The 14,868-nt window shown below is 48.7% G+C and carries 12 protein-coding genes, 1 tRNA gene, 1 other RNA gene and 1 riboswitch; of the genes, 7 read left to right on the top strand and 7 right to left on the bottom strand.

What is annotated here, in order from left to right; all coding sequences use genetic code 11:
• Window positions 1-556 precede the first annotated feature (556 nt).
• Window positions 557-3,232: a bifunctional acetaldehyde-CoA/alcohol dehydrogenase gene (gene adhE / locus A6301_RS01115; RefSeq protein WP_107170416.1), complete on the top strand. Its 2,676-nt coding sequence runs from the start codon at window positions 557-559 to the stop codon at window positions 3,230-3,232.
• Between the two features lie 143 nt (window positions 3,233-3,375).
• Here the strand turns inward: adhE and A6301_RS01110 are convergent, their stop codons facing one another.
• Window positions 3,376-3,972, bottom strand: coding sequence for a thymidine kinase (locus tag A6301_RS01110; RefSeq protein WP_107170417.1), 597 nt, complete (start codon window positions 3,970-3,972; stop codon window positions 3,376-3,378).
• Window positions 3,973-4,721: 749 nt separating this feature from the next.
• On the opposite strand from A6301_RS01110, the gene hns reads away from it, so the two are divergent.
• Window positions 4,722-5,129, top strand: a complete 408-nt coding sequence (gene hns, locus A6301_RS01105) for a histone-like nucleoid-structuring protein H-NS (RefSeq protein WP_107171071.1) — start codon at window positions 4,722-4,724, stop codon at window positions 5,127-5,129.
• 143 nt (window positions 5,130-5,272) lie between these two features.
• On the opposite strand, the gene galU is transcribed toward hns, so the two are convergent.
• The 3 genes from galU to rssA all read right to left on the bottom strand — a co-directional run bounded on the left by galU (window position 5,273) and on the right by rssA (window position 8,435).
• Window positions 5,273-6,184 carry a UTP--glucose-1-phosphate uridylyltransferase GalU gene (galU, locus tag A6301_RS01100; protein ID WP_107171072.1) on the bottom strand — a complete coding sequence of 304 codons (912 nt, stop codon included), beginning with the start codon at window positions 6,182-6,184 and terminating at the stop codon, window positions 5,273-5,275.
• 207 nt (window positions 6,185-6,391) lie between these two features.
• Window positions 6,392-7,408, bottom strand: a complete 1,017-nt coding sequence (gene rssB / locus A6301_RS01095; protein ID WP_234256898.1) for a two-component system response regulator RssB — start codon at window positions 7,406-7,408, stop codon at window positions 6,392-6,394.
• A gap of 115 nt (window positions 7,409-7,523) precedes the next feature.
• Window positions 7,524-8,435: a patatin-like phospholipase RssA gene (gene rssA / locus A6301_RS01090; RefSeq protein WP_215483083.1), complete on the bottom strand. Its 912-nt coding sequence runs from the start codon at window positions 8,433-8,435 to the stop codon at window positions 7,524-7,526.
• A 132-nt stretch (window positions 8,436-8,567) separates the two neighbouring features.
• Here rssA and A6301_RS01085 point away from each other — a divergent pair, with 132 nt between their 5' ends.
• From A6301_RS01085 to A6301_RS01070, 4 genes are all read left to right on the top strand, one after another.
• Window positions 8,568-9,035 (top strand): YchJ family protein, encoded by a 468-nt coding sequence (locus A6301_RS01085; protein WP_107171074.1) that lies wholly within the window; start codon window positions 8,568-8,570, stop codon window positions 9,033-9,035.
• A gap of 83 nt (window positions 9,036-9,118) precedes the next feature.
• Entirely contained in the window at window positions 9,119-9,967 is an 849-nt protein-coding gene (gene purU, locus A6301_RS01080) for a formyltetrahydrofolate deformylase (RefSeq protein WP_005968735.1), read from the top strand.
• 154 nt (window positions 9,968-10,121) lie between these two features.
• A tRNA-Tyr gene (locus A6301_RS01075) sits at window positions 10,122-10,206 on the top strand.
• Between the two features lie 43 nt (window positions 10,207-10,249).
• Window positions 10,250-10,379, top strand: a non-coding RNA gene (locus A6301_RS01070) — RtT sRNA.
• Window positions 10,380-10,568: 189 nt separating this feature from the next.
• Here A6301_RS01070 and A6301_RS01065 read toward each other — a convergent pair.
• On the bottom strand, window positions 10,569-11,195 hold the full coding sequence (locus A6301_RS01065) for a trimeric intracellular cation channel family protein (protein WP_107171096.1): 627 nt from the start codon (window positions 11,193-11,195) through the stop codon (window positions 10,569-10,571).
• 21 nt (window positions 11,196-11,216) lie between these two features.
• Window positions 11,217-11,312: riboswitch (glycine riboswitch) on the bottom strand.
• A gap of 390 nt (window positions 11,313-11,702) precedes the next feature.
• On the opposite strand from A6301_RS01065, the gene xthA reads away from it, so the two are divergent.
• Complete coding sequence (gene xthA, locus A6301_RS01060) at window positions 11,703-12,509, top strand: exodeoxyribonuclease III (protein ID WP_107171097.1); 807 nt, start codon at window positions 11,703-11,705, stop codon at window positions 12,507-12,509.
• A 106-nt stretch (window positions 12,510-12,615) separates the two neighbouring features.
• Here the strand turns inward: xthA and A6301_RS01055 are convergent, their stop codons facing one another.
• Together A6301_RS01055 and A6301_RS01050 are read right to left on the bottom strand one after the other, a co-directional pair.
• On the bottom strand, window positions 12,616-12,909 hold the full coding sequence (locus A6301_RS01055) for a YnjH family protein (protein WP_107171098.1): 294 nt from the start codon (window positions 12,907-12,909) through the stop codon (window positions 12,616-12,618).
• Complete coding sequence (locus tag A6301_RS01050; protein ID WP_205542373.1) at window positions 12,906-14,831, bottom strand: DNA topoisomerase III; 1,926 nt, start codon at window positions 14,829-14,831, stop codon at window positions 12,906-12,908. The genes A6301_RS01055 and A6301_RS01050 overlap by 4 nt, the downstream gene beginning before the upstream one ends.
• Window positions 14,832-14,868 lie beyond the last annotated feature (37 nt).

Genomic DNA, 14,868 nt, shown 5'->3' with positions numbered 1-14,868 from the left:
TTCATTACTACCATGACCCAACAGTGTCACGCCATTCCTCTGCCAGAGGCAGCGAGCAAAAATAACGCATTAGATTAAGATATAAGCACTATTTATACGACCACGTTTATACGCATGGGTAGTTACCCGCCTTAACGCCAACGCCCCCCACCACTCCATTTTAGGTAGGAAACTCTCCGCCACTTCTTTATTAATGATAGTTATTATCAATATCACCATGCTGAATGGTGTCAGCTTAAAGAAATTACGATATCGATCACAAAAAATGCACCCACAAATAGGTATGCTCATCTTATGCCGTGATGAATGCGCAAATAATCTTAGTTTTTACGCATTTTCAAAACAATATTTTAAAAATTTACGATATCGACGATTACAGTATTTTAAAAACCAGCGATCGCGCCACAACAGTAGCGGCAAGCTCTTTGAGTCAATTGATGCGGAATAGGCAGGAAAGAATAGCAAGGTAACGGAAACGCCTCCTTCTCGTTTATCTATACTGTTCTATTCGGCGAACAATTGACTGAAAGAGTTTAACATTTATCAGGAGAGCATTATGGCCGTAACCAACGTTGCTGAACTTAACGCATTGGTCGAAAGAGTAAGAAAGGCACAGCAGGAATTTGCCACTTACACTCAGGAACAAGTAGACAAGATCTTCCGCGCTGCCGCACTCGCTGCATCGGATGCCCGTATCCCGCTGGCAAAAATGGCCGTTGCTGAATCGGGCATGGGGATCGTGGAAGATAAAGTCATCAAAAACCATTTCGCATCCGAGTACATTTATAACGCCTATCAGGATGAAAAAACCTGCGGCGTCCTCTCTACTGACGACACTTTCGGTACTATTACCATTGCAGAGCCTATCGGCCTGATTTGCGGTATTGTTCCCACCACCAACCCCACTTCTACCGCAATATTTAAAGCGTTGATCAGCCTGAAGACCCGCAACGGGATTATCTTTTCTCCCCATCCTCGCGCAAAAAATGCGACCAACAAAGCCGCGGACATCGTTCTGCAAGCAGCAATTGCCGCAGGCGCACCGAAAGATATCATCGGCTGGATTGATCAACCTTCTGTCGAATTGTCCAACCAATTGATGCACCACCCAGACATCAACCTGATTCTGGCTACTGGTGGCCCAGGCATGGTGAAGGCTGCATACAGTTCTGGTAAGCCAGCAATCGGCGTAGGTGCCGGTAACACCCCCGTTGTCGTTGACGAAACCGCGGATATCAAGCGGGCCGTCGCCTCGATTCTGATGTCGAAAACCTTCGATAACGGCGTCATTTGTGCGTCAGAGCAGTCCGTCATCGTGGTAGACAGTGTCTATGATGCCGTGCGTGAACGTTTTGCTACCCACGGCGGCTACATGCTGAAAGGCAAAGAACTCCATGCTGTACAGGGTATTCTGCTGAAAAACGGTTCACTCAATGCCGACATTGTGGGCCAGCCTGCGCCGAAAATCGCAGAGATGGCGGGTATCACCGTCCCTGCTAACACCAAAGTGCTGATAGGTGAAGTGACAGCCGTCGATGAATCTGAACCGTTTGCCCATGAAAAACTGTCGCCAACACTCGCGATGTACCGTGCGAAAGACTTCAACGACGCCGTCATTAAAGCGGAAAAATTGGTCGCAATGGGTGGCATCGGTCACACATCCTGCCTCTATACCGATCAAGACAATCAGCCAGAACGCGTAAATCATTTCGGCAATATGATGAAAACGGCGCGTATCTTGATTAACACGCCGGCGTCTCAGGGCGGTATCGGCGATCTCTACAACTTCAAACTCGCCCCGTCTCTGACGCTGGGATGTGGCTCTTGGGGAGGAAACTCCATTTCCGAAAACGTCGGTCCGAAGCATTTGATCAACAAGAAAACGGTAGCCAAGCGAGCAGAGAATATGTTGTGGCATAAACTTCCAAAATCTATTTATTTCCGTCGCGGCTCACTGCCAATCGCACTTGAAGAAGTTGCCTCCGATGGTGCAAAACGTGCATTTATCGTGACCGACCGTTTTCTGTTCAACAATGGTTATGTCGATCAGGTCACTTCCGTGCTGAAACACCACGGACTGGAAACCGAAGTTTTCTTTGAGGTTGAGGCCGATCCGACTCTGAGCATCGTGCGTAAAGGTGCAGAACAAATGCACTCCTTCAAGCCGGATGTCATTATCGCGCTGGGTGGCGGTTCACCAATGGATGCCGCTAAGATCATGTGGGTAATGTATGAACATCCTACGACACACTTTGAAGAGCTGGCATTGCGCTTTATGGATATCCGTAAACGTATCTACAAGTTCCCGAAAATGGGTGTCAAAGCCAAAATGGTGGCGATTACTACCACATCCGGCACGGGTTCCGAAGTTACGCCGTTTGCCGTGGTAACCGACGATGCAACCGGGCAGAAGTATCCATTAGCAGACTATGCCTTGACGCCAGATATGGCGATTGTTGACGCAAACCTGGTCATGAACATGCCGAAATCGCTGTGTGCGTTTGGCGGGCTCGATGCCGTGACGCACTCACTGGAAGCCTATGTTTCCGTGCTGGCAAACGAATATTCGGACGGACAGGCGTTACAAGCGCTGAAGCTTCTGAAAGAAAACCTGCCAGACAGCTACCGTGACGGCGCGAAAAACCCGGTTGCCCGTGAACGCGTGCACAACGCTGCGACGATTGCCGGTATCGCGTTTGCCAACGCCTTCCTCGGCGTCTGTCACTCAATGGCACATAAACTTGGCTCTGAGTTCCATATTCCACACGGCCTGGCTAACGCCCTACTGATCTCTAACGTGATTCGCTATAACGCGAATGACAACCCGACCAAACAGACGACATTCAGTCAGTATGACCGTCCGCAAGCACGCCGTCGTTACGCTGAAATCGCCGATCATCTGCGCCTGACTGCACCTAGCGATCGTACTGCGCAGAAAATCGAGAAATTGCTGAACTGGCTGGAAGAAATGAAGACTGAACTGGGAATCCCAACATCCATCCGTGAAGCTGGCGTACAGGAGGCCGATTTCCTGGCCAAGGTCGATAAGCTGTCAGAAGATGCGTTCGACGATCAGTGTACTGGCGCTAACCCGCGCTATCCGTTGATTTCCGAATTGAAACAGATTCTGCTGGATACTTACTATGGTCGTAAGTTCTCTGAAGAGATAAAAACGGAAGAGGTTGAACCTGTAGCAAAAGCGGCAAAAACCAGCAAGAAAGCCGCACATTAACACGTCGGTTATTATTGACTTAAGTTATCGCTTTGCAATACCCAACCCTTTTAGGGTTGGGTATTTTTATTACAGGAGCCCAATGCTGGCACGCCTTAGGACATCGGTTATTAATAGCCTCTACTGTCGGCTATTTAGCCGCCTTACTCGCTTTCTTTACGGGTTAATCCCAGCGCAATTTTATAATGCTTGCGGCATACCGAAACATAACTTTCATTGCCACCAATAACAACCTGCTCCCCTTCATGGACAGCATTACCCTGTGCATCTAACCGCAATACACAGTTGGCTTTACGACCACAATGACAGACTGTTTTTAACTCGATCAGCTTATCAGCCCACGCCAATAAATAGTGGCTACCAGAAAACAAATCGCCACGAAAATCAGTACGCAAGCCGTAACACAATACTGGGATATCTAATTGGTCTACGACATCGGAAAGCTCACTCACCTGCTCGCGGGTTAAAAATTGACATTCGTCAATTAATACACAGTCTACAGGTTGGGTACGGTGCTCTTTCTCCAACAATCCAAATAAGGATGTCTGCGGATTAAACAATAATGCCGGAGAAGAAAGGCCTATCCGTGAACTTACTATCCCCACACCGTGCCGATTATCTATTTCTGCGGTGAACACCAGCGTGCGCATCCCACGTTCCTGGTAGTTATATGACGACTGCAATAGTGCTGTCGATTTCCCTGCATTCATTGCAGAATAATAAAAATAAAGTTGAGCCACTCAGCTACTCCAAAAGGCAGGGGATATACTCATAATACTTCAAGTTGCATGTGCGTTGGCTGCGTTTAAATACTCGGTCCGTCGTGAACCCAGCCCTAAAAAGCCGTGGCAGGCAGTGTTCAAATCGACTTAAGCAGATTTGTTCTGTTCTTGCCGCGTTACGATGCTCATCGCTGAACATTGTCCTAAAGGGTTAACGCTTAGTGTTGTTCAAAACGAATACGTTTTGTCCTGAAACTCGAATTATTTGGCGTATATGATATTCGTATCGTAAGAACTTATTGTAACAACTCGTCTTCCCGCTATGCAATGGGCTATTCCTCGACCACTCGTTGTCCAATCAGCAACCACCAGCGTTCGGTTATGATAAAAGATATAAACATCTCTTATACTCCAAATAATTCGAGTTTCAGGAAGGCGGCAAGAGAAGGAATCCCGATGAGCTTACTCAAGTAAGTGATTCTGGTGACTGAACGTAGCCAACGCACATGCAACTTGAAGCATGACGAGTATATAACAATAGCGCAGCGTCAATAAGCCATCGGCATCGTTTGCAGTAAAAAAACAGCATACCAAATGTATTTTTTTGATAACCAGAAAGTATTTATATTTATGTAACATATGATGTGAGTTCTGTTTTAAAAATGACGTTTTTTAACAAACTTACAAATTTGACTATTGCAGAAAAGAAAATAGCACTCTATTATCACACTACACGCCACCAATAATATTAATTTGAGATTATCACAATGAGCGAAGCACTAAAAATTCTTAACAACATCCGTACTCTGCGTGCCCAGGCAAGAGAATGTACCCTGGATACTTTAGAAGAAATGCTGGAAAAACTGGAAGTCGTGGTTAATGAACGCCGCGAAGAAGATAGCCAGGTTCAGGCTGAAGTTGAAGAACGTGCGCGTAAATTGCAACAATATCGCGATATGCTGATTGCCGATGGTATTGACCCTAACGAATTATTACAGTCTTTAGGTTCAGTGAAAGTTGCAGGTAAAAGCAAACGCGCTGCCCGCCCTGCAAAATATCAATATACTGACGAAAACAACGAAGTGAAAACCTGGACCGGCCAAGGTCGTACACCAGCAGTAATCAAAAAAGCAATCGAAGAGCAAGGTAAATCTTTAGACGATTTCCTGCTGTAATCTTGCTTAAACCCTGAATACTAAAAACCCCCGATAGCTTCGGGGGTTTTTCTTTGAAACGTCTTTTAAGAAAAGAAAACAGATAGGTTGCCGCGTTGTCAGCTCTCTGTTTAGTGTAAACAGAGAGCAATAATTACCTTCTGTTATTTTTCTTCTGCGTCAATTGTTTCCTGCAACCATTGTGCGAACTCTTGGCCTAAACCGTCATGGCGTAAGCCATATTCCACGAATGCCTGCATATAGCCGAGTTTATTACCACAGTCATGGCTCACACCTTTCAGGTGATACGCCTCTACCGTTTCTTTTTCCATCAACATCGCAATGGCGTCAGTCAGCTGAATTTCATTACCTGCACCCGGTGGTGTTTTCTCCAGCAGCGACCAAATATCAGCAGAAAGCACATAACGACCAACGACCGCTAAATTAGACGGTGCTTCGGAAGCTTTAGGTTTTTCAACCACGCCAACCATAGGGACGCTATCCCCCGCTTTTAATTCGACGCCTTTGCAATCAACTACACCATAGCTACTTACATTTTCAACCGGCTCAACCATAATCTGGCTGTGGCCTGTAGTAGAGAAACGTTGCAGCATTTCGCTCAGGTTATCTTTCTTCAGATCGGATTCATATTCATCAATAATCACATCCGGCAGAATAACCGCGACAGGCTCATCTCCAACTAACGGATGCGCGCACAATACGGCATGGCCCAATCCTTTCGCTAATCCCTGACGTACCTGCATAATGGTAACGTGTTTAGGGCAGATGGATTGAATTTCCTCCAATAGCTGACGTTTAACCCGCTTCTCCAATATAGCTTCCAGTTCAAAACTGGTATCGAAATGGTTTTCAATAGAATTCTTAGACGAGTGTGTAACCAAAATAATTTCATTAATCCCTGCGGCGATACACTCATTAACAACATATTGGATCAGCGGTTTATCTACCAACGGCAGCATTTCTTTAGGGATAGCTTTGGTAGCAGGCAGCATACGCGTCCCTAATCCAGCAACCGGTATGACCGCTTTTTTTACTTTTTTATTCACAATAGACATAAACAGCCTCTTATATACCGTTCAAATAATGAACTTTATTTATCTAAGCAAGATAACCGATGGAGTATAACGATTTTAACAAGGACACGCTTGTCCCAACGTTACCGTTCAATAAAAAATAAGATAACTCCCTACATCGTAGGAAATAAAGAATAATACCGAAAGGTAGGTATTACCCGAAATCAACATCCGCGTCGTTCTATCAGGCTATTCTGTCGTCAACATCAGTCGTAAGCGGCCGCCGCCACCCCATATCTGACATTGCCATGCTTCACACTGATAATTAAGCTGATTGAGATAGGCTCCTTCAAGTGTTCCCAAAGGAACCCCGCTATTCAATGCGACCTGCTGCTCGTTAACATTTAGCGTGGCGTTTAGCCCGGCAGAGATAAGTATCAGCTGTTTCAGCGGCCGATGATAATACCCCACAAGCAAAGGAAAACGGCCATCCAGACTCGCCTGCCGCAGCAGTTGGTTTACCTGCTTTAATAACGTCGGCAAATACGGTAAACGGTGTTGCTGATCGGCCAAATGTTCCTGAAGTAGTCCATTGAACAACGTTCGAAGCAGCAACGCTGCCAGTGTTCCATTATTATTGACACCTTGAGTGACATCAAGGCAATAGAATGCCAACTCATCTTCAGAAAGCGCGGCGATGTCTAACACGAGCCCCGGTTGTTCCGCCGTCGTTAGTTGCCGGTAGTTAACGCGGCAGCGAGCAAGCGTTTGCTGAACGGGGGGTTGCAATTGAGCAAGCAGTTTATTTATCGCTTCAGGCGATTGATTGAGGGAATCCATATCCTGCATCAGTTGATCCATCTCATTAAGTTGCGAGGTGAACATGTCAGGATAGAGGCAGGACATCACAGCTTCACGCAAACGCGTGTAATCACGAATAGGCTTAAGCAATACATCCTGAACGCCTAGACGCAAGACTTTTGCAATATCCGCCATTTGGCTGGTTGCAGAAATGACGAGTATTGGCGTGTCGTTGTCCTTCAAGCGCAAATGTTCAAGGAACTCGATCCCGCCCATCGTCGGCATCTTCAGATCGCAAATCATTAAATCGGGTTGGTAATGTTCAAGAATACTTAGCGCATCTAATCCATTAATCGCTTCCCGAATAGAAGCCCCAAGAGAAGTCAGATAACCAGCGAGCACAGATCGAAAAACGGCCTCGTCATCAATGACTAAAATATGCTTACCCGCCAGTGGTTGTTCCATCAGTACCCCTTACTTCAAACACCGAATAATCACACTTGCTTTAGCGCCAATGCGCCGGATAGATGGCACACCATGTCTTCTTCATTTTCTCTCAACTACATGTACACACTTTTGGCTATGCGTTTTTTGCTAGCGGTAACAATTCATCACGCCTCTTTTCTACAGCCTTATAGCCAGCTTCAATCGCCTCCTGCGCCCGATGAAAGTCTAGCGTAGCGATCTGGGGACAATTAGGTTGTAACAGTATGTCAGGTGGATCGCCCGCCATTCGCATCATTTTCAACCTGTTTTCCAGAATCTGGATCGATGTGCTCATTATCTCCATCGCCGTGGGTGAACTTTCTGCTTGCTGGCGTCGGCCTCTCAGTAAACGTTCCCGGATTCTACTCCGCCAATCTTGTGGAGCATTGTCTATATCAATGTCCACCTCTGATGCCGTTGGCTTAATCGACAGCAGATCCTGATGATTAAGGCTAGCATCATGCTGGAGATCGACAGCAATCACGATATCAGCGCCCATTGCACGCGCCAGAGAGACGGGAACAGGGTTAACCACCGCACCATCCACCAGCCAGTAATCGTTAAATCGAACGGGGGATAACAAGCCAGGCATACTGCAAGACGCCCGCATTGCCTGATGCAAGTCGCCTTCTGTCAGCCACAGCTCACGACCAGTGCTGAGATTTGTTGTCACCACACCATATTTGATCGCACAGTCTTCAATCTGTGTTGTATGTAACAAATGCTTCACACTATTAAAAACACGATCGCCGCGCAACAGACTGCCACGCTGCCAGGAGAGATCCATCAACCGAATCACGTCCCAGTAGCCAAATCCCCTCACCCACCGATCCATCGAGGGCAAATTGTTTGTCGCATACGCCGCACCAACCAACGCACCAATAGAACAACCCGCGACAACATCGACATCGATCCCCAGCTCGGTTAACGCATTAAATACCCCTATATGCGCCCATCCTTTCGCCGCCCCAGATCCCAAGGCTATTCCAATCTTTTTCCGCTGCATGATTGTTCCACCCATCTTCATTTTAGCGCACATTGCTACACGTAGAGTTTCTTAGGTAACATATCGGCATCCTGCATAGGGATCTGTTTATTATCTATCAGTTTTTATCTTAAATTTTCTTCAGGAGACGTTGTGTCAGAATCTTGCCCCTGTTGCAGTGGGTTGCAGTATAACGCATGCTGTCAACCCTATCTCACGCATGCCGCAACCGCGGCCGAGCCCGTTCTGTTAATGCGTTCGCGTTACACAGCTTACGTCAAACACGATGTCGACTACCTTATCGCTACCTGGCATCCCGATTGCCAGCCCGATAAATGGCGTGAGTCTCTCACTGCAAGCTGTCAGAATTCACAGTGGCTCGGCCTCACTATACTGGCAACGTCTCCTGGAAAAACGCCCGATGAGGGCTATGTGGAATTCGCCGCACGTTATCTATCAGAAACCGACAGTCAGCGAACAGAATTAATGCGAGAGCGCTCACGCTTCCTTCGCCAGCATAATCGCTGGTACTATATAGACGGCGTTCATATGCAGACAGGCAGAAATGAACCTTGCCCGTGTGGTTCCGGCAAAAAATACAAAAAGTGTTGCGGACAATAGAACACCGGCAGTCGTCCACGCGGCGTTATCGCTGCGTTACCATAAGATCGTTATTTTAGTTTTCGGACAGGACCCACGCGCTCATGCAATCCCAAAATATACAAAGAAAAGTATTACGAACCATTTGCCCCGACGCAAAAGGGCTCATCGCGAAAATTACGAATATTTGTTATAAGCACGAACTGAACATCGTACAAAACAATGAGTTTGTTGATCATCGCACTGGCCGCTTTTTCATGCGGACCGAGTTAGAAGGGATTTTCAACGACACCACGCTGTTAGCCGATCTGGACAGCGCGCTTCCCGAAGGATCTTCTCGCGAATTAACCGCAGCAGGCCGCCGTCGCATCGTGGTCTTGGTGACAAAAGAAGCCCACTGCCTGGGCGATCTGTTGATGAAAAGCGCCTACGGTGGTTTGGATGTCGAAATCGCTGCCGTCATCGGCAACCACGATACCTTACAGACACTGGTTGAACGGTTTGATATTCCCTTCCATTTAGTCAGTCATGAAGGGTTAACGCGCGAAGAACACGATCAACAGATGATCGCGCAGATCGACCAATACAAACCTGATTACGTTGTACTGGCGAAATACATGCGTGTCCTGACACCAGCGTTCGTGCAGCATTACCCGAATCAGGTGATTAACATCCACCATTCATTTTTACCCGCCTTTATTGGTGCCCGCCCGTACCATCAAGCTTACGAGCGCGGTGTAAAAATCATTGGCGCGACAGCTCACTACGTCAACGATAATCTGGATGAAGGCCCGATCATCATGCAGGACGTCATTCACGTTGACCATACTTACTCGGGCGATGACATGATGCGTGCAGGCCGTGACGTTGAGAAAAACGTCCTCAGCCGCGCCCTGTATCGCGTACTGGCGCAACGTGTTTTTGTCTACGGTAACCGCACCATTATTCTGTAATTGGTTGATCGGACATCTTTTTGTATAAGGATGCGCCAAACGGAATAAAAAAACGGCAAGCGCATTTATTTTTGATATATACCGCTTTACAGGGGCGCGTCATTTGATATGATGCGCCCCGCTTGAAGCGAAAGCTTCTTGTAGCAAGGCCAGTGGTGGGGTTCCCGAGCGGCCAAAGGGAGCAGACTGTAAATCTGCCGTCACAGACTTCGAAGGTTCGAATCCTTCCCCCACCACCATTTCAAAGCAATACTTCTGAATGACATCCCAACACAAAAGCATTAGATTCCTGTTAGGGGAAGGTGAGAACCTTCGACCCAGGTTCGACAAAACCGGTACGGTTTTGAGCAACGCGCAGCGTTGACCCGCAGGGTGAGGTGCGAAGCACCGAATTATCCTTCCCCCACCACCATTTCAAAGCAACACGCCTGACTTAAATCCCAACGCCAAAGCATCAGATTCCCATCAGGGGAAGGTGAGAACCTTCGACCCAGGTTCGACAAAACCGGTACGGTTTTGAGCAACACGCAGCGTTATTTTCCCCTACCGCCACTTGCTCTAATAAGCAACGTAATATCATGGGATGGGGGAAAAAATAACCTTACGCCTTCCCTTTCCAGCGTCCGGGTACATAAGAGAATACGGGGAGTTGCCATGACCAGCGAATTGCCGCCAGACGCACAGCCAGACCAATAGTGAATGACGTCAGCAGGTTAATATCGTGGTTGACGTTAAACGATTTTAATCCCAGATATAACAGCGCAACTAACAGCGAAACGCTGGCGTACAGTTCCTTCTTCAGTACCATTGGCGTGCGGTTGCAGAAGATATCGCGCAATATGCCACCGAAAATGCCGGTCACGATACCCGCCATGACCACTACCGTCATCGAATAATTCAATTTCAGCGCCACATTGCAGCCAATGATGGTAAAGGCAATCAGCCCCATCGCATCCAACACCAGAAAGAGACGGTGCAAATGGTGCATGAAGCGCGCAATGATAATGGTGAAAAGACCCGCACCAATGGTGAGGTAGATATAGCCAGGATGCTGCGTCCAGCCGATGGGATAATTACCAAGGAGAATATCGCGAACGGTGCCACCGCCAAGTGCGGTAATGAAGGCAATCATGCCTACGCCAAAAATATCCATATTGCGACGTCCAGCGGCCAGCGCCCCGGACATCCCCTCTGCCGTGATCGCGATCAGATAGATGTAAGTCAGCACACAAGTTATCCTGTGAAATGTGCCACTCCCTCTGTCCGCTTTACCTGAGAGTTTACGCAGCAGAGCTGCTTGCCCCTTCGGTGGGTTGCATTGCAACCTCTCTCCAGTTGGCTTCAATGGAATTCGCAGTTAGGGTAGCCTGAGCGATTATGGGAGTTTGCGCCTTCGGCGGAGCGTTATATATACCCTAAATAATTCGAGTTGCATGAAGGCGGCGACACAGTGAATCCCCAGGAGCTTACACCAGTAAGTGACTGGGGTGAGCGAGGAATGCCAACGCACATGCAGCTTGAAGTATGACGGGTACACGCCCTCTCTCCTGCGAGGAGCGGAGTATAACGGTCGATAAGCCTCGTGTTCAACTGAATATAAGTGAATCTTATTTTCAGCCGTTTTCATCTGCCACAACCGTTCCTCCTTGCCAGTCTGAAAGCGCAGCCTAGCCGTGACGCGATGCTCCATTTTCTGCTACCATCTGGTCACATTTTTTAGCGAATGGCAGCGAACATGAAAGTTGTATCTTTTAACATCAATGGCCTACGAGCGCGCCCTCATCAGTTGGCCGCCATTATCGAACAACACCAGCCAGACGTGATCGGGTTGCAGGAAACCAAAGTCCACGATGACATGTTTCCGTTAGAGGATGTCAGCCAGTACGGTTACCACGTTTATTATCACGGACAGAAGGGTCACTACGGCGTCGCGCTGCTGTGTAAAGAGAAACCCCTTGAAGTCCGTCGCGGTTTCCCAACGGATGAAGACGATGCACAACGCCGGATCATCATGGCGGACTTCGCCACCGAGCACGGCACGCTTACGGTAGTAAACGGCTATTTCCCACAGGGAGAAAGCCGCGACCATCCAGTGAAATTTCCCGCTAAGACGCGCTTCTATCAGGATCTGCAAACCTATCTGGAGCAACATCACAGCGCGACACAACCGTTGATTGTGATGGGGGATGTCAATATCAGCCCAACCGATCTGGATATCGGGATCGGCGAAGAAAACCGCAAGCGCTGGTTACGTACCGGAAAATGCTCCTTCTTACCAGAAGAGCGTGAATGGATGGCGCGTTTGCAAGGGTGGGGACTCGTCGACACCTTCCGTGCTGCCAATCCAGAGAACAATGACCGTTTCTCATGGTTTGACTACCGCTCTTCTGGGTTTGATGACAACCGTGGCCTGCGTATCGACCTGATTCTTGCCAGCACCTTCCTGGCCGAACGCTGTGTCGCCACGGGTATTGATTACAATATTCGTGGAATGGAAAAACCTTCCGACCATGCGCCGATCTGGGCGGAATTTACACTTTAAAACGAGTGTACAGTAAAAATAAATCACCGCTGTGCAGAAAAGCCACAGCGGTGATGACGATCGATTGCAGCGTTGAGCATTGAAGCACGCATTTCTTACTGCACGTTTATTGCTTCACCAGTTGCCATATCAGGTTGTTTGTTCCCAGCGTTTGTTTATCCCGCACACATTGCAGAATCACCCCTTCAACCTTTACCACCGCACCTTCGGAATAATTACGATTTTCATACACACAGCAGCGCAGGCAGTTATTGCTCTGCTCGCGTACCGTCGTCGTCCCAGCGCCCCACACTTCCGGTGGCACGGGAACGACAATATCCGTTCCGCCGCGATTAGCCTGCGCCAGCGTAGGCAGCACCAGCATCACACTAGCGACACACAAAGACACTAACGATTTCATTGCTTCTGCTCCTTCGCTTTTTTAGCTTGAGGTTTGCGCCGTTTTGAGGCCCCCGACGGCGGCGCAGAAAGCCCTTTGAACGCTCTCACCGCGCCGTTTTGTTTCGCTTGCTGAATCAACTCCTGCAAGGAGTTCGTCAGCGGTTGCATAAAATCCTGATAGCGACATTTTTTCTCGCTAATCTGCGTCAACGTGGCTTCCCAATGTGCAGTCATATCCGGGTGCGCTGCACTGTCAGGCAGTGAGTGAATTAATGCTCGCCCTGCTTCACTCGCGTGAATATACCGCGCTTTCTTAAACAGAAATGTCCGCTTAAACAGTAGTTCGATAATCCCCGCACGCGTCGCTTCGGTGCCTAACCCATCGGTCGCTCGCAGGATTTTCTTTAACTCTTTATCCTGCACAAAACGTGCGATACCCGTCATCGCCGAGAGCAGCGTCGCATCGGTAAAGGGCCGTGGCGGCTGAGTTTGACGCTCAACGACCTCACCGCGCTCACACAGCAATTCATCGCCCTTTGCCACCACGGGCAACGGCATACCTTCGTTTTCCTCGTCCCGCTCTTTGCCGCCCAACAAGGTTCGCCACCCCGCCTCAGCGAGAAACCGCGCTTTGGCAATAAATTTACCGCCCGCAATATCCAGCTCAATAACACATTTACGAAACACCGCGTCCGGGCAGAACTGCATGATGTACTGCCGTGCGACTAAAGCATATACCTTGCGTTCATTCTCCGTCAGCGACGCACTTGCACTGCGCGCGGTGGGAATAATCGCATGGTGGGCGTCAACCTTTCCATCATCCCAGCAGCGATTACGCCGATCAACATCCATGACTGGCTGCGGCAACAGATCGGGCTGATGCACGGCGATCGCATTCAAGACGGCATGACGCCCGGCAAAATGCTCTTCAGGCAGATAGCGACAGTCAGAACGCGGGTACGTAATCAACTTATGGGTTTCATACAGCTTTTGACAGACGTCCAGCACCTGCTGCGCACTGAGTCCAAAACGCTTCGCCGCTTCAATCTGGAGCGTTGAGAGCGAATAAGGCAGCGGCGCGGTTTCTGACTCCCGTTTGTCATTATAGCTGGTGACGAATGCGGGCTGGCCTTCGATACGTTTGACGACATGGTCCGCCAAAGATCGGTGCAGCAAGCGCCCTTCTTCATCCTGATAAGGCTCGCATGATTCACTGGGCTGCCAAAGCGCGACAAAACGCTCATCGGCTGGCGTCACGATATAGGCTTTAACTTCAAAATAGTCTTTGGAAACGAAGTTTTCTATCTCTTCATCTCGCCGCACCACCAGTCCCAGCACGGGCGTTTGCACACGGCCAACCGACAGCACGCCGTCATAACCCGCATTGCGCCCTAAAATCGTATAGGCGCGGGTCATGTTAATGCCGTAGAGCCAATCTGCACGAGAGCGGGCCAAGGCCGAGACACATAAAGGAATGAACTCTCTGTTCTCACGCAGGCGAGAAACCGCACGTTCTACCGCTTGTGGATTGAGATCGTTAACCAGACAACGGCGTACCTGCTGACGTTTCTCTTCTGCCAGAGAAAGATATTCCAGTACTTCATCAACCAGCAGTTGTCCTTCACGATCGGGGTCTCCCGCGTGAATGACTTCGCTGGCATCATTCAGCAACTTTTTTATGGTATTGAGCTGTTTGCTAACCGAGGGGCGCGGTTGTAACAACCATTTTTGGGGAATGATAGGTAAGTCGGCAAGAGACCAGCGAGCATAGCGCGCATCATAAACATCCGGCTGCGCTTGCTCCAGCAGGTGTCCTACGCACCACGTCACAACATCATTCTGACCACAGGCAATAAAGCCATCGCCGCGTCGATGCGGTTTGGGTAACACGTCTGCAATCGCCCGTGCGAGACTGGGCTTTTCGGCAATAAAAAGTCGCATTATTCACCATCGAGCAGACTGGGCATTTCCCGCGTAA

The organism is Pectobacterium sp. IFB5596 (assembly GCF_021432585.1).
GTDB lineage: Bacteria > Pseudomonadota > Gammaproteobacteria > Enterobacterales > Enterobacteriaceae > Pectobacterium > Pectobacterium punjabense.
This window is presented reverse-complemented; position numbering and strand designations above follow the sequence as displayed.